The organism is Novosphingobium bradum, from assembly GCF_042646485.1.
Lineage (GTDB): Bacteria > Pseudomonadota > Alphaproteobacteria > Sphingomonadales > Sphingomonadaceae > Novosphingobium > Novosphingobium bradum.
Genome location: NZ_JBHRTQ010000015.1, coordinates 23608 through 42317, shown reverse-complemented (window position 1 = coordinate 42317; position 18710 = coordinate 23608). Strand labels below are relative to the sequence as shown.

The 18710-nt window shown below is 64.0% G+C and carries 18 protein-coding genes; 11 read left to right on the top strand and 7 right to left on the bottom strand.

Annotated elements, in window-relative coordinates; translation table 11 throughout:
• The first annotated feature begins 22 nt into the window (after nucleotides 1-22).
• From ACFOD9_RS14610 to trxC, 4 genes are read left to right on the top strand one after another with little or no spacing between them, the layout of a single operon-like run.
• Nucleotides 23-1054 (top strand): efflux RND transporter periplasmic adaptor subunit, encoded by a 1032-nt coding sequence (locus ACFOD9_RS14610; RefSeq protein WP_379510866.1) that lies wholly within the window; start codon nucleotides 23-25, stop codon nucleotides 1052-1054.
• Entirely contained in the window at nucleotides 1051-4305 is a 3255-nt protein-coding gene (locus ACFOD9_RS14605) for an efflux RND transporter permease subunit (protein ID WP_379510865.1), read from the top strand. The genes ACFOD9_RS14610 and ACFOD9_RS14605 overlap by 4 nt, the downstream gene beginning before the upstream one ends.
• A complete protein-coding gene (locus tag ACFOD9_RS14600) occupies nucleotides 4302-4613 on the top strand; it encodes an ArsR/SmtB family transcription factor (protein ID WP_379510864.1) in 312 nt (103 codons plus the stop codon). Before ACFOD9_RS14605 ends, ACFOD9_RS14600 begins: the two co-directional genes overlap by 4 nt.
• A complete protein-coding gene (trxC, locus tag ACFOD9_RS14595; RefSeq protein WP_379510863.1) occupies nucleotides 4606-5046 on the top strand; it encodes a thioredoxin TrxC in 441 nt (146 codons plus the stop codon). The genes ACFOD9_RS14600 and trxC overlap by 8 nt, the downstream gene beginning before the upstream one ends.
• On the opposite strand, the gene ACFOD9_RS14590 is transcribed toward trxC, so the two are convergent.
• Genes ACFOD9_RS14590 through ACFOD9_RS14575 form a run of 4 tightly spaced genes read right to left on the bottom strand, consistent with a single transcriptional unit; the run spans nucleotide 5043 to nucleotide 8731 of the window.
• Nucleotides 5043-5765 carry an ABC transporter ATP-binding protein gene (locus ACFOD9_RS14590; RefSeq protein WP_379510862.1) on the bottom strand — a complete coding sequence of 241 codons (723 nt, stop codon included), beginning with the start codon at nucleotides 5763-5765 and terminating at the stop codon, nucleotides 5043-5045. The two genes, trxC and ACFOD9_RS14590, sit on opposite strands and share 4 nt — an antisense overlap.
• The gene (locus ACFOD9_RS14585; RefSeq protein WP_379510861.1) at nucleotides 5758-6960 is read right to left on the bottom strand and encodes an ABC transporter permease; all 1203 of its coding nucleotides are present in this window, start codon (nucleotides 6958-6960) and stop codon (nucleotides 5758-5760) included. The genes ACFOD9_RS14590 and ACFOD9_RS14585 overlap by 8 nt, the downstream gene beginning before the upstream one ends.
• On the bottom strand, nucleotides 6957-8138 hold the full coding sequence (locus tag ACFOD9_RS14580) for an efflux RND transporter periplasmic adaptor subunit (protein ID WP_379510860.1): 1182 nt from the start codon (nucleotides 8136-8138) through the stop codon (nucleotides 6957-6959). The genes ACFOD9_RS14585 and ACFOD9_RS14580 overlap by 4 nt, the downstream gene beginning before the upstream one ends.
• Nucleotides 8129-8731 carry a TetR/AcrR family transcriptional regulator gene (locus ACFOD9_RS14575; protein WP_379510859.1) on the bottom strand — a complete coding sequence of 201 codons (603 nt, stop codon included), beginning with the start codon at nucleotides 8729-8731 and terminating at the stop codon, nucleotides 8129-8131. The genes ACFOD9_RS14580 and ACFOD9_RS14575 overlap by 10 nt, the downstream gene beginning before the upstream one ends.
• An 89-nt stretch (nucleotides 8732-8820) precedes the next feature.
• On the opposite strand from ACFOD9_RS14575, the gene ACFOD9_RS14570 reads away from it, so the two are divergent.
• The 3 genes from ACFOD9_RS14570 (at nucleotide 8821) to ACFOD9_RS14560 (ending at nucleotide 10495) form a co-directional block, all read left to right on the top strand.
• Nucleotides 8821-9687 carry a class I SAM-dependent methyltransferase gene (locus ACFOD9_RS14570; protein ID WP_379510858.1) on the top strand — a complete coding sequence of 289 codons (867 nt, stop codon included), beginning with the start codon at nucleotides 8821-8823 and terminating at the stop codon, nucleotides 9685-9687.
• A gap of 16 nt (nucleotides 9688-9703) precedes the next feature.
• Nucleotides 9704-9949, top strand: a complete 246-nt coding sequence (locus ACFOD9_RS14565; protein ID WP_379510857.1) for a hypothetical protein — start codon at nucleotides 9704-9706, stop codon at nucleotides 9947-9949.
• Between the two features lie 66 nt (nucleotides 9950-10015).
• Nucleotides 10016-10495, top strand: a complete 480-nt coding sequence (locus ACFOD9_RS14560; RefSeq protein WP_379510856.1) for a ferritin-like domain-containing protein — start codon at nucleotides 10016-10018, stop codon at nucleotides 10493-10495.
• 121 nt (nucleotides 10496-10616) lie between these two features.
• Here the strand turns inward: ACFOD9_RS14560 and ACFOD9_RS14555 are convergent, their stop codons facing one another.
• Nucleotides 10617-11573: a redoxin domain-containing protein gene (locus ACFOD9_RS14555; RefSeq protein WP_379510855.1), complete on the bottom strand. Its 957-nt coding sequence runs from the start codon at nucleotides 11571-11573 to the stop codon at nucleotides 10617-10619.
• Nucleotides 11574-11597: 24 nt separating this feature from the next.
• Here ACFOD9_RS14555 and ACFOD9_RS14550 point away from each other — a divergent pair, with 24 nt between their 5' ends.
• Together ACFOD9_RS14550 and ACFOD9_RS14545 are read left to right on the top strand one after the other, a co-directional pair.
• A complete protein-coding gene (locus tag ACFOD9_RS14550) occupies nucleotides 11598-12248 on the top strand; it encodes a peroxiredoxin (protein WP_379510854.1) in 651 nt (216 codons plus the stop codon).
• Nucleotides 12245-12643, top strand: a complete 399-nt coding sequence (locus tag ACFOD9_RS14545) for an ArsR/SmtB family transcription factor (protein ID WP_162895905.1) — start codon at nucleotides 12245-12247, stop codon at nucleotides 12641-12643. The genes ACFOD9_RS14550 and ACFOD9_RS14545 overlap by 4 nt, the downstream gene beginning before the upstream one ends.
• Here ACFOD9_RS14545 and ACFOD9_RS14540 read toward each other — a convergent pair.
• Nucleotides 12633-14231 carry an ATP-binding cassette domain-containing protein gene (locus tag ACFOD9_RS14540; protein WP_379510853.1) on the bottom strand — a complete coding sequence of 533 codons (1599 nt, stop codon included), beginning with the start codon at nucleotides 14229-14231 and terminating at the stop codon, nucleotides 12633-12635. The genes ACFOD9_RS14545 and ACFOD9_RS14540 overlap by 11 nt on opposite strands.
• Nucleotides 14228-15568 (bottom strand): ABC transporter ATP-binding protein/permease, encoded by a 1341-nt coding sequence (locus ACFOD9_RS14535; RefSeq protein WP_379510852.1) that lies wholly within the window; start codon nucleotides 15566-15568, stop codon nucleotides 14228-14230. The genes ACFOD9_RS14540 and ACFOD9_RS14535 overlap by 4 nt, the downstream gene beginning before the upstream one ends.
• 407 nt (nucleotides 15569-15975) lie before the next feature.
• On the opposite strand from ACFOD9_RS14535, the gene ACFOD9_RS14530 reads away from it, so the two are divergent.
• Together ACFOD9_RS14530 and cydB are read left to right on the top strand one after the other, a co-directional pair.
• Nucleotides 15976-17544, top strand: a complete 1569-nt coding sequence (locus ACFOD9_RS14530) for a cytochrome ubiquinol oxidase subunit I (RefSeq protein WP_379510851.1) — start codon at nucleotides 15976-15978, stop codon at nucleotides 17542-17544.
• Nucleotides 17545-17558: 14 nt separating this feature from the next.
• Nucleotides 17559-18707, top strand: a complete 1149-nt coding sequence (gene cydB, locus ACFOD9_RS14525) for a cytochrome d ubiquinol oxidase subunit II (RefSeq protein ID WP_379510850.1) — start codon at nucleotides 17559-17561, stop codon at nucleotides 18705-18707.
• Nucleotides 18708-18710: the final 3 nt, after the last annotated feature.

Here is an 18710-nt window from a genome sequence, read left to right as displayed (position 1 = left end):
CAAGTCAGTGAGGAACACGACGATGCGGGGATATCTGATGGCCTTTGCTGCGGTGAGCACAGTGGTGCTTGGCCTGCCGCTCGGCGGGTGTAGCGGCAGCGACGAGACCAGACAGGCCGCGAAGGCTCCGGAAGGTCCGCGTCTTGTCCTTGCCGCGCAGGATACGACGAACTGGCAGGACGTGAGCGCCGAGATCGCTACCGTCGACCAGGCACAGGTTCTCGCGCGTATACCCGGCATCCTCACCACCCTTTCCGTCAAGGAAGGCGACATGGTGTCGAAGGGACAGGTGATCGGGCGCATCGTCGACAGCCAGCTCGGCTATCAGGCCGGAGCCTATGGTGCCCAGGCGGCTGCAGCGCAGGCGCAAGCCGCTCAAGCTGCGGCAGAGTTTCAGCGTGTGAAGTTTCTCCACGACAATGGGGTCTATGCCAAAGCCAGGCTGGAGCAGGCGCAGGCAGCAGCCAGTGCGGCACAGGCGCAAGTTCGCGCCGCTCAGGCCCAGCAAGCCGCAGTCGGTGCGGTCGCAGGGCAAGGTTCGGTGATCGCACCTGCAACCGGACGTGTCTTGCGGGCCGATGTCCCGGCGGGGTCGCCTGTCGCGCCTGGAATGGCCATTGCCGTCATCACCGCAGGTCCGACCATCGTCCGTCTCGAAATGCCTGAGTCGCTGGCCGGCAAAGTTCAGGCCAGTTCGCGGGTGACGGCTACCGGACTTGAACCAGGCCGGGTGATCAAGGTCTATCCGTCGGTCAATGCGGGCAAGGTTATGGCCGATGTCGATATGCCCGGAGTCGATAACATCCTGATCGGCAGACGTGTCGCGGCCCGGGTCGAAACCGGCTCGCGCAAGGCGCTTTTGGTGCCCGCCGCCTTTGTCACCACCCGCTACGGTATCGATTACGTCACATTGCTGACAAAGGATGGCAGTGCGACGCAGGTCCCGGTCCAGACCACGCCGTCAAGCGAAGCAGGGAAGCTTGAAATCCTGTCGGGCGCGAACCCGGGCGATACTCTGATCGGCAATTCGGGGACTGGAGCCGCCGGCAAATGAAACTCGGTCTTTCTGGCAAGCTGACCCGCGCGACGATCCAGTCGCCGCTCACTCCGTTGTTTCTGCTTGCGGCGATGATAGTCGGCCTGATCGCCACGATCACGATTCCGCGTGAAGAAGAGCCGCAGATCAAGGTGCCGATGGTCGACATCATGGTGCAGGCACCCGGCCTATCGGCCTCGCAGGCGGTAGAACTCGTGGCCAAGCCGCTTGAGACAATCGTCAAGAGCGTGGATGGCGTGGAGCACGTCTATACTCAGGCGCAGGACAACGGCGCGATGGTAACGGCGCGCTTCCTTGTGGGGTCAAACCCGGAAGATGCCGCGATCCGGATCAACGAAAAGATCGAAGCGAACAAGACCCGCATTCCGGTCGGCATACCGGCACCGCAGGTCACGGTGCGCGGGATCAACGACGTGCCGATCGTGGTCTTAACGCTCACTCCAAAGCCGGGCGTACCCGGCCGATGGGATGATCAGTCACTGGCCGAACTTGCTGGCAAGCTCCGGACAGAAATTGCCAAGGTCGATGACGTGGGGCTGACTTTCATCACGGGTGGCCAGCGCATGGCTCTACGCGTGGTTCCAGACCCTGCAAAACTGGCGCTTTACCGAGTGCCTCTGGGCAACCTGATCGAGGCGGTAACCCAGGCCAACCGCGCCTTTCCTGCAGGTACGGTGCGCGAGGGCGGGCGGGCTGCATTGGTGGTGGCCGGGCAGACGCTGAAGGACGCGCAGGAGCTTCAGACCCTGACTGTGCGCTCGGTGGGCGGCGCGCCGGTTCTGTTGTCTGATGTGGCGCGCGTCGAGCAAGCCCCGACGCAGGATCAGGCGCGCGCATGGCGCTGGGCGAAGAGCGCGAACGGCATGTGGGACATGGCGCCCGCGGTCAGCCTCGCCATCGCCAAGCGCGCCGGGGCCAATGCCGTTACCGTCTCGGAAAATGTGGTTGAACGGGTGGAGACCCTCAAGGGCTCGCTGATCCCGGCGGGTGTCGAGGTCGCGGTTACCCGCAACTATGGCGAGAGCGCCAACGAGAAGGCCAACGAGCTGATTTTCCACCTCGCGCTGGCAACCGTGTCGATCGTGGTGCTGATCGGCTTTGCCATCGGCTGGCGCGAAGCAGGCGTCACCGCGATCGTTATTCCGACCACGATCATGCTGACGATGTTTGCCTCGAACGTCATGGGCTTCACCATCAACCGAGTCAGCCTGTTTGCACTGATCTTCTCGATCGGCATCCTGGTTGATGATGCCATCGTGATGATCGAGAATATCGCACGCCACTGGGCTATGCCGGATGTCGGGATCGAAGGCGGTCGAAGCCGGATAGATGCGGCTGTCGAGGCGGTCGCCGAAGTCGGCAATCCCACGATCATTGCCACACTCACGGTGGTTGCTGCACTGCTGCCCATGCTGTTCGTGTCTGGCCTCATGGGCCCCTACATGGCGCCCATTCCGATCAACGCTTCGGCAGCCATGATCTTTTCGTTCTTCGTCGCGGTGATCATCGCGCCGTGGCTGATGATCCGATTTGCCCGCCAGACACTCGCCCACGGCCATGACGAGCACGGCGGCAAACTCGGTGCGCTCTACAAGCGCTACGCCTCGCAAGTGATTGCCACACCGCAGAGTGCAAAACGCTTTCTGATCGCGGTCGGCATCGCGACGCTCGTCGCCTGCTCGATGTTCTATTTCAAGGCCGTGACGGTCAAGCTGCTGCCCTTCGATAACAAGAGCGAAGTGCAACTGGTGGCCGACTTGCCCGAGGGCACCAGCCTTGAGCAAACGGCACGGGTGCTCGAACAGGCGTCGGCCGTAGCGCGGACTGTTCCCGAAGTGATCTCGATGGAAGCCTATGCGGGCACCTCTGCCCCGTTCAACTTCAATGGACTGGTGCGGCACTACTTCCTGCGCAACCAGCCCGAGATGGGCGACCTCATGGTCACGCTGCTTCCCAAGGGCGATCGTTCACGCTCGAGCCACGACATTGCCGTTGCCCTGCGCGAAAAACTGAAAGCAGTGCCTCTGCCCGCCGGCGGCTCGCTCAAGGTCGTGGAAACTCCGCCTGGTCCGCCAGTACTCGCAACACTCTTGGTGGAGGTCTACGGGCCCGATGAGGCAACCCGCCAGAAAACGGCCACTCAGCTAGAGCGGATATTCCGCTCGGTGCCCTACATCGTCGACGTCGACAACAGCTTCGGCCAGTCGCGGCCCACGCTCAAGCTCATCCCCGATCGGGCCAAGCTTGATCATTACGGGCTCTCTGAGCGACAACTGTTCGACAGCATCGGCGCACTGATGGGCACCCAAGTGGTTGGGTATGCGCCCAGGACTACTTCGGGTGGAAGTGATCGCGATCCGTTGCCGATTGAACTGGCGCTCGACCAATCGCAACGCTCGTGGTCGGCCGCGCTCGCGGCAACCCCGGTAGCGGTTGGACCAACCGGGCAACTGGTCGAACTCGGTGAACTGGTCAGTGCGCAAATGGCGCCAGGCGAGCAGGCGATTTTCCGCCGCGACGGACGCGGGGCAACCATGGTCACGGCCGAACTCGCAGGCCGTTATGAAGCGCCGATCTACGGCATGCTTGCGGTCGACGATGCAATCGACAGTTTCGACTGGAAGGCTCACGGCTTGCAAAGACCGGAAATCATCCTGCACGGCCAACCCGAGGACGAAAGCAAGGCCTCAATCCTCTGGGACGGCGAATGGGAGATCACCTGGGTCACCTTCCGCGACATGGGCGGTGCATTCATGGTTGCCCTACTTGGCATCTATGTCCTGGTAGTCGGGCAATTTCGCAGCTTCACCATTCCCTTGGTGATCCTGACCCCGATACCGCTGACGCTGGTCGGTATCGTCCTGGGCCACCTGCTGTTCCGCGCTCCGTTTACGGCGACCTCGATGATCGGGTTCATTGCGCTCGCGGGCATCATCGTTCGCAATTCGATCCTGCTGGTGGATTTCATCCGGCACACCCGCAGCCCGGACAAGTCGTTGCGAGACACCCTGCTTGAAGCCGGCATGATCCGCTTCAAGCCGATCGTGCTTACGGCTGCGGCCGCAATGATCGGAGCGGCGGTGATCCTCACCGATCCGATCTTCCAGGGCCTGGCGATTTCGCTTCTCTTTGGCTTGGCCTCCTCGACATTGCTGACCGTACTGGTCATCCCGGCCATCTATATCATTTTGCGGGATGACGGCGTCCCGCTTGTGGCGGATTGGGCCCCTTTGGACAAAACGACATGAAACCGACCGACCTTTCCGAACTCAAGGCTAACGCCGTGGTCATGGCGTCCCGGCTCAAGCTGATGAGCCATCCCGAGCGCCTGCTGATGCTGTGCCGCATGGACGAAGGCGAAGTATCCGTGAACGAACTGGTGGAGCTTGCGGGGCTGTCGCAATCTTCCGTCTCACAGCACCTCGCAATGCTGCGTGAGGAAGGCGTTGTCAGCATTCGCGGCGAGGCGCAGACACGGTTCTACAGTCTGAAAGATCCTATCGTGCGCGGGATCATTCATGCCCTGTGCGAGTTGTGCGGTGACAGCTGTGGCTGACCTGATCGTTGTTTGCCCCTCATGCACGACCAGCAACCGTGTGCCGCAGACCAGGCTGGGCGCAGGAGGAACCTGCGGCCGTTGTGGCAATGCCTTGTTTGAAGGCCATCCGATCACATTGGGTTCGCTCAATTTCAATGCGCATGCGATGAAAAGCGATCTTCCGTTGCTTGTTGACTTCTGGGCGACTTGGTGTGGGCCTTGTCGCCAGATGACGCCTGCCTTCGAAGCGGCTGCCGCATCCCTTGAACCGTTGATACGCCTCGGCAAGGTCGATACGGAAGCAGAGCTGAACATTGCCAGCCGTTATGACATCCGCTCCATTCCGACGCTCGTGATGCTGCACAAGGGGCGTGAGATTGCTCGGCAATCGGGAGCTATGCCTACGAATGCGATTGTAGCATGGGCACGGCAGGCCGCTGCGGGCCTCTAGCCGGGAGTAACCTGGTGAGTTGAGGCGTGGGTCCCGAATTCCTCAATCGTGATGCCTTCACGAATATTATACACGCGACCAAAGGTTGGGATTATCTTTTCATCATGGGTGACCACGATGACCGCAGTCTCGAACTGCCGGGCCATGGTATTGAGCAGGTCGACAACAGCGAGTGCACGGACGCTGTCGAGCGGCGCGGTGGGTTCATCGGCGAGGATCACTGGTGGGCGATTGACGAGGGCACGGGCAATGGCGACGCGTTGCTGTTCACCCCCTGACAACTGCGACGGCATCGCCGCCGCGCGGTGCGCCACATCGAGCGCCTCAAGCAGGTCGCGCGCCTCCTTGCGCGCTTCGGCGTTAGGTTTGCCGGCCAGCATCGGCAGCAAGGCGACATTATCGGTCACGTCAAGAAACGGGATCAGGTAGGGTGCCTGGAAGATGAAGCCGATCAGGTCGCGGCGCAGTGCGCGCAGGTCGGCCACCCTCCAGCCATCCTCGAAGATCACGCTGTCACCGATGGTCATGCGGCCCGAAGTCGGCTCAATCACGGCGCCAAGGCATTTCAGCAGCGTACTCTTGCCCGAGCCGGACGGACCGATCAGGCCTACGACTTCGCCTTTGGCTACCGACATGTTGACGCCGCGCAAGGCGTGGACGGCGGTGTCTCCGCTGCCATAGGTCTTGATCAAGTTCTCGATGCGGATGCCCTCAGCCACCGATTGCCTCCGCCGGATCGACTTTCAGCGCGGCATGAATCGCCAGCAGGCTGGCCAGTGAACAGATCGCCATGACTGCGACAAATCCGCGCACAGAATCGGCGGGCAGCAGCAGCACATATTTGGGAAAGAACGGCGCCCAGAAAGTGGCGGCGATCTTGCCGACGGCAAAGCCGATCAGGCCCAGCCCCAGCGCCTGTTGCAGGATCATGCCGGCAATCGTGCGGTTGCGGGTGCCGATCAGTTTCAGGACGGCGATCTCGCGGATCTTGCCGATGGTCATGGTGTAAATGATGAATGCGACGATTGCGGCGCTGACGATCGCGAGGATCACCAGGAACATCCCGATCTGCCGCGCGGAATTGGCGATCATCTTGTCGACCAGGATCTCTTCCATCTGCGCGCGGGTATAGACGGTCACGCGCTGCCAGCGCCGGATCGCGGCGGCGACGGCGTCTGCATCGGCACCCGGGGCAACGGTCACCAGCACGGCGTTAACGTTGGTGCTGCTGGCCTGCGCGGCATTGACTGCGTCGAGCACGGCCGGATTCCCCGGCGGGTTCAACACTGGGCTGGATGCTGTACGCGCCCGCTGACGGACAATGGCATCGGCATCCTTTTCGAACTGGGCTTCCTGCGCGTCCTTGAGCGACAGGAACAGCATGGGATCACCGCCGGACGACACCATGCGGCTGGTCAGGCCAACGATGTGATAGGTATCCTGGCGCACTTTCACCTGATCGCCGATTGCAAACCCGGTCTTCACATCGGCCACGGCCTCGTAATGGCCCTGGACGATCCGGCGTCCGGCCATCAGGTGCGGTGGCTGACCCGGCTCACCCTGCTGGGCAACTTCCGCGCCCACTACCATGACCCGCACATCCTTGCCCTCGTGCGCGATCTGCATGGTCAGATAGGTGACGCCCGCTGCCCGGTCCACACCGGCCATGGCCCGGATCGGGCGTTCGGTATCCTCGTTCAGGCTGGAGGGTTCGGCATAGGGTCCTAGCGTATCCTTCTGCACCACCCAAAGATCGGCGCCGCTGTTGTCGAGCAAGGCCTCGGCATCGTCGATCATGCCGCGATAGACCCCGGCCATCGACAGGGTGACGCCGATCAGAAGGCCGAGCCCCATACCGGTGAGCACGAACTTGCCCCAGCCATGGAGGATGTCGCGGCCGGCAAGGCTGATCATGGCAGCTTGTCGACTACGGTGATGCGGCTGGAGGGCGTGAGCGGCCGGGCACTGTGCAGGACGACGTGATCGCCCCTGCCGAGGCCATCCAGCACCTGGATCCAACCATCGGCATCTTCCGCGCCGAGCCTCAGGGGAACGAATTCCAGATCACCGTCACGCAAGGCCCACACGCCCACGTCGCTACCGATGCGGTGCACAGCGGCATTGGGCACCGCAAGCGTGCGCGCCCGTGCGGGCAGGACCACAGTCACTTCGGCGAGCTCCCCGATGGGTGGAAGGGCCGCACCCGCATCGAAGCTGACCTTGGCCAACACTTCTTCGGTCACGGCATCGGCAACGGGCTCGACCCGAAGGATAGAGCCCCGCAAGGGTGTGTCGATCCGCGAGCGCAAGACGATCCGTGCCGGAAGACCGTCCACGATGCCGCCCGCGCGGGTCTGGTCGAACCGCGCGTTGATCCACAGCTGCGCGGGATCGACGATTTCCACGACGGCTTGTCCGGCCACCACGGTTGTCCCGGGCTCAGCTAGGCGGCGCACGACCAGACCCGCCGCAGGGGCGACAAGGCGTAAATTGGCTTTCTGCTCCTGCAAGGCTGCGCGCTCCGCGCCGGTCCGGCCACGATCCTGGACTGCGGCCACCCGGTTGGCCTGAGCCGCTGCCAACCCTGCTTCGGCTGCCGCCAGGGCCTGGCGGCGCTGTTCAAGCGCCGAGCGGGTCAGCCAGCCACCCCGGAACAGTTCTTCGCCGCGCGCTGCTTCGCTGCGGGCTAGGGCAAGGCGAGCGCTGGCATCGGCCACCTGCGAGGCCGCAGCGTGTTCCAGTGCGGCAGAACGACCGGCGCTGCCCGAGGCTGCCGCGATGCGCTGGTCGAGATCGATCGGATCGATCACGGCCAGCACTTGTCCGGCTTCCACCCGGTCGCCCACGTCAACCGCCAAGCTGATGACGCGGCCCGGCGCGGTCGGGCCGATCCGGTGGGTATAGCGCGCTTCCACCGTGCCGATTCCGAACAGGGCCGGCGTGATAGCGCGCCCCTCGATCTTGGCTACCGTCACCTTGACCGGGGCCAGCGGGCCAGAGCGGACCGCCACGAAGCCGAGCAGGAGCACCAGTGCAGCAAGCACGGCCATCAGCAGCAGGGTGCGGCGGCTTTGCGGAAGGGCTATACGCATGACGAGGCTCCGAGACTCTGCCGGAACAAACTGAACAAGCGACGCGCCAGAATCGGCATGGCCGAAAAATCGTCGATTGCCAGACCCTGCATGACCATGCCTTGCACCATGGCGAGAAACAGCACTGTCGCGGCCTCGACATCGGCGTCGCCCGCGATATCGCCTGCCTCGCGGGCCGCGTGAAGTTCGCGAGCTACCCTTGCCCGGTATCCTGCCATCAGCTGGCGGGCGATGGCCTTTGTCGGGGTGTCCCCGGCGCGTTGCAGTTCACCAAACAGGATGCGCGGCACGCCCGGCTGTTCGATGACGAAATCGACATGGGCGGCCAGCATCGCCTCCAACCGAGCGAGCGGCCGGTTGTCTGGCAGGAGGTCGAAGCGGTGGTTGAGTTCGCCGCAGGTCCATTCGAGCACGGCAGTCCAGATCGCCATCTTGTCGGGAAAATGCCGGAACAGCGCGCCCTGAGACACGCCCATTGCCACTGCGATCTGGCCGGTGGTCATCACGGCCGGATCGTGGGTTGCGGCCAGCTCGATCACGGTCGCCACGGTCTCGGCCCGGCGCAGGTCGGCGGAAAGATAGGGGCGGTTCATGGCCATACCCTGCCACAAAGAAAGCGACTAGTCACTTTTCTTTTTGAGCGGCGCGGTTATGGTGCACCTATCACCACAGGAGCCCCGCGATGACCGACGCCCCCCACCATCATGCTGATGCCCTCAAGTACGAAGACTGGGCCGGCGAAATGGGCGCGCGCTGGCTCGCCAACCTCACCGGCTTCGAAAGCACGATTGCTCCGGCAGGCGAGGCACTGCTGGCGCATGCGGCCTATCGGCCCGGCGAACGCGTGGTGGACATCGGCTTTGGCGGCGGGGCTACCAGCCTTGCCATTGCAAAGGCCGTCGCCCCGGAAGGCGAAGTCGTTGGCATCGATATTTCACCCGACCTTGCCGCTGCGACGACGCGCCGTGCGGCAGGTGCCGGAATTGCCAACGCGCGCTTCATTTGTGACGATGCGGCGACCGTTGCCGTGCCGGAGTTGCCGTTCGATCGGCTGTGTTCGCGCTTTGGCTCGATGTTCTTTTCCGAGCCGGTCCCGGCCTTCGCAAACTTGCGGGGCCTGCTGAAGGCCGGCGGACGGCTCGATCTTGCTGTCTGGGGGCCGCCGCAGCAGAACCCCTGGATGCTCGAAGGCATGGCAGTGGCCCGCCGTCATGTCGAAATGCCCGCGCCCGTGCCGCGCGCGCCAGGGCCGTTTGCCTTCGAAGAGCGCGACTACATGGAGGAAACGCTGGTCGCTGCTGGCTTCAGCAATGTGCATATCGTTGCGGCAAGGGGCGAACTGCCCGTCGGCGGTCCTGGCGCCACTCCGGAACAGGCGCAGGCCTTCGTGCGTCACGCGCTCGCTTTTGGGCAGGCGCTGCTGGATTACCCGCCGGAGGTTCAGGAGGCAGCCGCAGCTGAACTGACAACGCTCTACACCAAATACTATCGCCCCAGCGAAGGAGTGATGATGGGCTATGCCATCTGGCTGGTTAGCGCCAATGCCTGACAATAGGCGATCTGCCATGCGCTTTGGCTGCGTGTTCCTGCCAGCAGTCCTGCTGTTTGCCGAACCGGCATTTGCCGATCCTACCCCGGTTACGGTGCGCGTCATCAGCCAGGACGCCAAGTTTGTTGGAGACAGCACCGGCGGGGCGCAGGTGATCCTGCGCGATGCCGAGAATGGGCACATTCTTGCTGAGGGCATACCGGCTGCGAGTTTGGTTTATGTCGATTCGGTCTCGCTGAAGCCATGCCGTGCTGTAACATGAAGTGCTGAATTAGAACGATTACTGGTATAACCTTGTTTGAAATGACTTGGCACAAAGGACGAAGTCATGAGTGCTTCCGATCTGGAGGGAACTCTCCGCGATGCCCTTGAGGATGAGCGTAAGGCTGAGGCGACATATGCCGCCGTGATCGAGAAATTTGGCGAGGTTCGGCCCTTCATCAACATCATCGATGCCGAGCGGCGGCATTCCGCTGCGATCGAGCGGCAGATGACACGCCTGGGCTTCGCGATTCCGGCTAATCAATGGCACGGAAGGGCGGGAGCCCCGGCTACGCTAGCCGAGGCTTGCAGCATGGCCATCGAGGCCGAGATCGATAACATCGCCCTCTACGATCGACTGCTCCCCGGCATCGCTGATGACACCGTCCGACAAGTCCTGCAGAACCTGCAGGATGCATCGCGAGACAACCACTTGCCGGCATTTCGCCGCTGCCTGGAACGGGAGCATGACGGAGGCGGAACTGGTGGCGCCAGAGATGGATGGGGTAATCGTGGGCGGGGCCGTCGCGGCGGATGCCGATCCTGATCACACCTCAAGATCGATGCCCAAGCCTGCACGAGATTCGGCCTTCGCAGTCGCCCGATTGGTTGCCTTTTGACGCCATGCTCATGGTGAGTCGCGATGAGCCAATACTCGCCCAAACGAGCTAGGGCTTTGGCTGTTCCAGCGCTCGGATTGCAATATCGAGCTGGACACGGGTGATCTCGCCCGTGTGGATCTGGCGGACCGTGCCATCGCCATCGATGAACAGGGTGGTCGGCAGAGCCCCCGCGCCGGTCATCTCGCCCAGCAGCCCCGACGGATCGCTGGCGACATGGGCGGGATCCAGCCCCTGGGCGCGCAGGAAGGCCGTGATCTGGGCTGGCGTTTCGCCCTGGTTTACCAGCAGGATTTCGGCCCGCCGCTCCGTTGCGGCCGCCTGCGTCAGCATCGGCATTTCGCGGCGGCATGGCGGGCACCAGGTGGCCCAGAGGTTCAGCACGATGGGCCGCCCCCGCAGGCCCCCGATCCGCCAGGGCGGCACAGGGGCGGTTTCCGCAGTGACCCGTTCCAACGTCAGGGTCTGCGGCAGGCGGAGCGACGATTTGCCGTCACCGGCGGCAAGAAAACCTGCCCATGCCAGCGTCAGGGCACCCAGAACACCCAACCCGGCCAGTACCGGTTTGCGGAGCCGCAAGGTTAGGATCAGCACCAGCCCAGCGGCCGCCACGCCGGCATGCCAGTCCCATCCGCCCAGCCAAACTTGTAGGGCCGCGACCGGCTCAAGTGCATAACTTTCGCGGTATTGCCAGACATGGCCGGCCCGTGCGGCAACAATGCCCGCCAGCAGGGTCAGGCCTGTCGGGTGCCAGGCAGTCACTCGATACCGGCGCACGATCCAATCCAGTGCCGTCAGAAAAGCGAGCATCAATCCGACTGCCGCGAGGCGATCCAGCGCCAGTGCCAGAGGGCCAATCTGGATGATGTCGTCCGGGTTCAAGGTACCTTGCCGATCATGACCGATATCAATGACGTTGTGATTGCCGTGTCTAGCAGGAAAGCTTTCCCGATTGTTCAGGGCGGGAACGTTGCCATGACTGCAACATTTATTTAAAACGATCAAGCGATGGCTGATCAGGAGGGCTAGATGGACGATAGTGACGGCATGGCCCAGTACGCGCCGGTTCGCATTGGCGAAGCCGCGCCGGACTTCGTTGCCCGCTCGACCGAAGGCATGGTCCGCTTGTCCGACTATCGTGGTCGCTGGCTGGTGTTCTTCTCTCACCCCGGCGACTTTACCCCGGTCTGCACCAGCGAATTCGTGGCTTTTGCTCGCGCCTTTGACCGCTTCGAGGCGCTGGGTTGCAGCCTGCTCGGCCATTCGGTTGATAGCCTGTTTTCCCATCTCGCCTGGATCCGGGCGTTACATGATGACCTGGGAGTGACCGTGCCCTTTCCCATCGTCGAAGATCCCAACCTCGAGATCGCACGCGCTTTCGGTATGGTCTCTGCAGAAGCCAACAATGCAGCATCGGTGCGGGCCGCCTATTTCATCGATCCGCAGGGCATTGTACGGGCGATGAACTGGTATCCGCTCGCCGTCGGGCGGTCGGTTGACGAGATACTGCGGATCGTGACCGCGCTCCAACGCACGGCAGACGGACAATGCCTGACCCCCGAGGGTTGGCAGCCGGGCGGTCCGCTGCTGGCGCAACCGGGCTTTAGCAAGCATGAGGCGCTCGCCGCCGAAAAGGCGACGGAATGGTTCTATCGTCCGGTTACGGACCACCAGCCATGATGGCAGTTCAGGCTTTGTCCAGCACCGAGGAGCAGGCCGAACTGCTGCGGGTGCTCGGCCACCCGATGCGCCTTGCCGTCCTCAAGGAGTTGACCGGAGGCGAGCGCGCGGTGGGCGACATTGCCGAGCGCACGGGGTTGGGCCTGTCCGTGCTCAGTCAGCAGCTGGCAATCCTGCGCAAGGCGGCGCTGGTTTCCTCGCGGCGCGAGGCCAAGCAGGTGTTCTACACGATTGATGCCGACCAGATGAAAGTGGCCCGGGCCGTTCTCGATGCCCTGGTTCCGGAGGACGGAACCCGCGGTGCCTCGGAGAGCACGCGTCCTGCTGAACCGCCCCGCCCCGATGTGCGGCTTGGCGCGGCCATGTTTGCGCAAGTCAGCCGCGTCACGCGCTGATAGGAACCAGCGTGACCACCTGACGAGCGAGCAGGTGCAGGCCGCTGCGGTGGCTGACCAGCACCAGCCCGGTTCCGGTCTTGTCCAGCCATGCCGACAGGCGCTGGCACAGCGCAAGTTCCGTTTCCGGGTCCAGCCCTTCACTCGGTTCATCGAGGACCAACCAGGGTTTGGCTGCCAGCAGCGCACGGGCCAGCGCGAGCCGCTTGCGCTGCCCGCCCGACAGGCGCGCGCCATTGTCACCGAGCCACTCGCCGAGGCCCTGAGGAAGGCTGCGGACGGTTTCAGCGAGGCAAGCGGTTTCCAGTGCGGCCCACATTTCTGGCTCGGTAATGCCCGGACGGGCCAGACGCAGATTATCCGCAACGGTGCCGGCAATCATCCCTGCATCCTGCGGGGCATAGGCAAACAGTGGACGTAAACCCGCCAGCCCCAGAGCGCGAACATCCTGTCCGTCCACGGCCAAGTCTTCCGGCGCATCGCTGCGCAAGCCGATGAGCGTGCCCAGCAGGCGCGACTTGCCTGAGCCTGAAGGCCCGGCGATCAACAGGCGTCCGCCCGGGGGCACGGCATGGAACTGACCATCGATGGTGACAGCAATGCCCCCGCCGACGAAGGGCAAAGCCGCATCGGTCTGGCGGGCGGGCAACATGGCGATGCTTTCCAGACGGGTGATGGCATCGTGCACCCGCAGGCGTTCCATGTCCGTCCGGGCCAGCGTCGACCAGTTTTCCGTCGTGGCCGCTGCGGCAAGGGCCGCCAGGGCCACCAGCGCCGCGCCGCCATCGGCCAGCGCCAGCACGCCCGCCACGGTCAAGGCTGCCAGCACCAATTGCACCCCCTGGAGCATCACTTCGCCCCGGGCCAGCGCGCCGCGCGCCGTGTCGAGCGCACGAGTGTGCGGTTCGAGTGCGACGATGATCTGCGTGCCCAGCCCATAGACCGCGATCTCGCCGGAACAGGCAGCATAGCTCGCATAGTCGGCCTTGAGACGATTGAGCGCTGCGGCATGGTCCTGTCGGGGCTGCGCCAGCAGGCGCGGTGTCAGCATCCGCGAGGATAGCCGCATGGTCGCAAGCCCCGCAAGCAGCGTCAGCGCCGCCGGCCAGCCCGCCAGACTCGCCGCGATCAGGCCCGCTACTGCCCCTGCCAAGGCGCCCGGAACCGTGACCTTGCGCACCACGCTGTCCTCCAGCGCATCGACATCGGAGCCAAGCCGGGCCGCCATGTCGCCGCTTGACCGGGCCAGAGAAAGTGACGGATCGCTTGCCGCCAGCCGGGCAAACAGGGCAGGGCGCAAATCCGCCAGGGCAAACAGCGCGGCCCGGTGGCCGAACAGGCGCTCGCCATAGCGGCTGAGCGTGCGGGCGATCGCAAGCCCCCGGATCCCGGCGCTTGGCAGCAGGTAGTTGAAGGCGCGCACACTGGCCACGCCGCCCGCGCCGGCAAGGGTGGCGCCGGTCAGGAACCAGCCAGACAGCGCCAGCAACGCCACGCCCGCCAGCGCCGCGACCATGGCCAGGCCGATGGCAATGGCCGTGCTGCGGCGTTGCCGTCGGGTTGCATCGCGTAGGAGGCGCTCGATCATGGCATCACCATGCGGCTTTTTGCGCAGGCGATCAGCGCCGGATCGTGCGTGGCAGCGATCACCAGACGGGTGCGGGCGGTGTCTTGCAGCAAGGCAATCACCTTGGCTGTGGTTTCGGGATCGAGATCGGCGGTCGGCTCGTCAAGCAGCAGCAGTGGCCGCCCGCTGGCAATTGCGCGCACCAGCCCGATCCGCCGCCGTTCGCCGCCGGACAGGCCGGACCCCCGCGGATCGATCGTCAGGTCTTCGCCCCGCGCGGCAATCAGGGCAGTCAGGCCGCTCGCATCGGTTAGCCGGGCGAGTTCCTGCGGTCCAAGGTCCTTGCCGCCAAGCCGAAGGTTGTCCGCCAATGTGCCGGGCAGCAGCAGGGGGCGCTGCCCGGCCCAGCCTGTCAGGGCCGGCAACGCGCTCGCGGCGACTGGCGTGTCATCAAGGATGATCCGGCCCGCCGATACCGGCGCCAGGGCGATCAGGGCATGGAGCAGCGAGGATTTTCCGGCGCCGGTCGGTCCGGTCACCACGTGCAGGCCGGGGCCCTGCCAGCACGCGCTCACCGGACCAATACAGTTGTCATCAGCATAGCGGATCGTCAGACCTTCGGCGCGGAGCTGGCAGACGCGATTGCGCGGGACGGCTCTGGCTTGCACCGCCAGTAAGCGGGCCTGGTCCAGCGCGTTGGCCACGCTGCGTTCGGCAGCCTGGCCTTGCTGCTTGTCGTGGTAGGCCGCCGCGAGCCGCCGCATGCCGAGATAGAATTCCGGAGCCAACGCGAGGGCGAAGAAGGCCTCGCCAAGGCTCAGGTCTTCCGGAGCCGGGAACGGCAGCAGCCCCAGCAGCGAGAAGCCGCAATAGACCGCCACCAGTGCGACGGAGAGGGCGGCGAAGAATTCCAGCATGGCGCTGGATACGAACGCGATCCGCAAGACCTGCATCGTGCGCCCCGCCACTTCGCGGGCTGCCCCGCCGATCTGGCGTGTCACGCGATCCTCCGCCCCGAAGGCCAGGATCGCCGGCAGAGCAGCCACGCGATCAACGAACAGGCCGGACAGGCGCGACAGGGCCAGGAACTGCCGGTCCGCCTCAGCTTTCCCGGCCAGCCCCGCCAGCGCCATGCCCGCCCCGAAGGGGATCAGCGTAGCCAGCAGGATCAGGGCGGAAAACCAGCTGGCCAAGGCGACGGCCATGGCAATGACAAAGGGCGACAGCATCGCGGCGTGACGCAGCGGCTGAAAGCGGGCGATCAGCCCCTCATGCGCTTCCACGTCGTCGATCGCCACGCGCAGGTCCTCGCCGATCAGGCGGCCTCGCATCTGCCCGCTGGGCAGCAGCGCGGTCATCACGCGGACCCGCAAGGCAGACTTTGCATGGGTGGCAGCCTTTTGGCCCGCTAGCCCCGCCAGCGCCTGCGTGCCAGCGCGAAGCATGCCGCTGATCCCGATCCCGGCCAGCAGGCACCAGCCTTGAGTCGGAAGTCCCCCGGCTGTCCACGATGCGATGAACGCGGCTAGGCACCCGGCAAACAGCACGGCGCCCACGGTGTCGCCCAGCCACCACAGTACTGCGATCTGGCTGGCCGGACGAGGCGTTCTTCTCGCGGCGAATTGGGACTGTTGCGGCGGCATGGGAGCTTTCAGGTCGCGATTGACGACAGTTTCATATTAGCATATTCGCAAATTCAATAATTGAGTGGATGCGCTGAGTCGAGTCCCATCCGGTCAATCGGGGCCGGTAAAGGAGCGTGCATATGGATATGGCTGTTGTCGAGCTAAGTCGGCTCCAGTTCGCGCTTACCGCGATGTATCACTTTCTGTTTGTTCCCCTGACGCTTGGCCTGTCGTTCCTGCTGGTCATCATGGAAAGCATCTATGTGATGACCGGCCGGGAAATCTGGCGGACCATCACGCGCTTCTGGGGCAAGCTGTTCGGCATCAACTTCGTGCTCGGCGTGGCCACCGGGATCACGATGGAGTTCGAGTTCGGAACCAACTGGGCCTATTACTCTCACTATGTCGGTGACATCTTCGGCGCACCGCTGGCGATCGAAGGGCTGATGGCTTTCTTCCTTGAAGCGACTTTCGTGGGCCTGATGTTTTTCGGCTGGGACAAGCTATCCAAGGTCGGCCACCTTGCCGTCACCTTCCTCGTCGCGCTCGGCTCCAACCTCTCGGCGCTGTGGATCCTGATCGCTAACGGCTGGATGCAGAACCCGGTCGGCGCGCGCTTCAATCCTGAAACCATGCGGATGGAAGTGACCGATTTCTATTCGGTCCTGTTCAACCCGGTCGCCCAAGCCAAGTTCGTCCACACCGTCAGCGCCGGCTATGTCGCCGCCTCGGTCTTTGTCATGGGCGTGTCGGCCTACTATTTGCTCAAGGGCAAGTGGACCAACGTGGCCCGCCGCTCGATGATGGTCGCCTCGGCTTTTGGCCTGGCCTCCTCGCTCTCGGTCGTCGTGCTGGGCGATGAATCCGGCTACGCGCTGACTGACAACCAGCGCATGAAGCTCGCCGCGATCGAGGCCATGTGGCACACCGAGGAAGCGCCGGCCGGCCTCTCGATCTTCGGCATTCCCGACATGGCGGCGCAGGAGACCCACTTTGAAGTGAAGGTCCCCTATGTGCTGGGCCTCATCTCTACGCGCAGCCTGACCGGCGAGGTCATGGGTATCAACGAGCTGGTACTGAAGGCGGATGAGCGAATCCGCAGCGGCATCGTCGCCTACGACGCGGTCGAGAAGCTGAAGGTCAACCGCGCGGACATGGCCGCGCGCGAGCAGTTCGAACGGCACAAGGCCGATCTTGGCTATGCCATGCTGCTGAAGCGTCACGTGGCTGATCCGCGTGCTGCCACCGATCAGCAGATTCTGATCGCGGCCAAGGACACGATTCCCAACGTGCCGGTGATGTTCTGGCTGTTCCGGATCATGGCCGGGCTGGGCTTCTTTTTCATCGGCTTCTTCGCACTCGCTTTCTACTGTGCTTCGGCGTGCAAGTTCAGCAAGCCATGGTTCCTGAAGATCGCGGTCGCCATCATGCCGCTGCCGTGGATCGCGATCGAGTTCGGCTGGATGCTGGCGGAAATCGGGCGGCAGCCCTGGGCGGTGGAAGGCGTGCTGCCGACGTTCCTTGCCGCATCGTCGCTAACGATTGGCCAGATCTGGACCACGATCATCGGTTTTACCCTGCTGTACGGCACGCTCGCCGTGATCGAGGTGCGGCTGATGATCGCCACGATCCGCAAGGGACCGGTGGAGCACCATGAACCCGAAATGTCGCGCGGGTCGGCGGGCTATGCCCCGCTGCCGGCAGAATAAGGGAGGAACACGAAATGGAAATCCCTCTCGACTACGAAACGCTCCGGGTCATCTGGTGGGGCCTGATGGGCACGCTGCTGATCGGATTTGCCTTGACCGATGGCTATGACCTGGGCGTCGCCGCGCTGATGCCGTTCATCGGCAAGACGGATGAGGAACGCCGCATGGCGATCAACGCCATCGCGCCGCACTGGGAAGGCCACCAAGTGTGGTTCATCTTGGGCGGCGGGGCAATCTTCGCGGCCTGGCCGTTCGTCTATGCGGTCAGCTTTTCCGGCTTCTACCTCGCCATGTTCCTGGTGCTGAGCGCGCTGATCCTGCGCCCGGTGGCGTTCAAGTACCGCTCCAAGCATGCCGATGCCGGCTGGCGCAATCGCTGGGACTGGGCGCTGTTCATCGGCGGCTTCGTGCCCGCGCTGGTATTCGGCGTGGCTGTGGGCAACGTGCTGCAAGGCGCGCCGTTTCGGTTGGATAGCGACCTGCGCAGCTTCTACGAAGGCTCGCTGCTCGGCCTGTTTTCGCCATTTGCGCTGATGACCGGGCTGCTCTCCGTCGCGATGGTGGTGATGCACGGGGCGGGTTTCCTCTCGGTCAAGATCGAGCAAGGCCCGGTTCTGGACCGCGCGCGCCGGATCGGCAGCGTGGCGGCCATCGCCAGCGTCATCCTGTTTGCGGCCGGCGGCCTGTGGGTTGCCAATGGCGTGATGGGCTTCCGGCTGGAAGGCATGGTCGATCCGAGTGGCCCCTCCAACCCGCTGTTCGTCAAGACCGTGGCCGCCCCCGGTGCCTGGATCGACAATTACGGCCGCTATCCCTGGATGGTGATTGCGCCCATTCTGGGGCTGGTCGGACCGCTGGTCGCGCTGCTGGGCATCCGCCGCCATAGCCACGTGCTGAACCTGGCCGGATCGTCGCTGGCCACCGTGGGCATCATTGCCACGGTCGGCCTGTCGATGTTCCCGTTCATCCTGCCGAGTTCCATCGATCCGCAATCGAGCCTGACCGCGTGGAACGCCTCGTCCAGCCACCTGACGCTGTGGATCATGCTGCTGGTGACGGTGATCTTCCTGCCACTGGTGCTGACCTATACCGCCTGGGTGATGAAGGTCCTGTTCGGCCGGGTGACCCTGCGCGACGTGCGCACCAACCCCGACTTTTACTAAGGA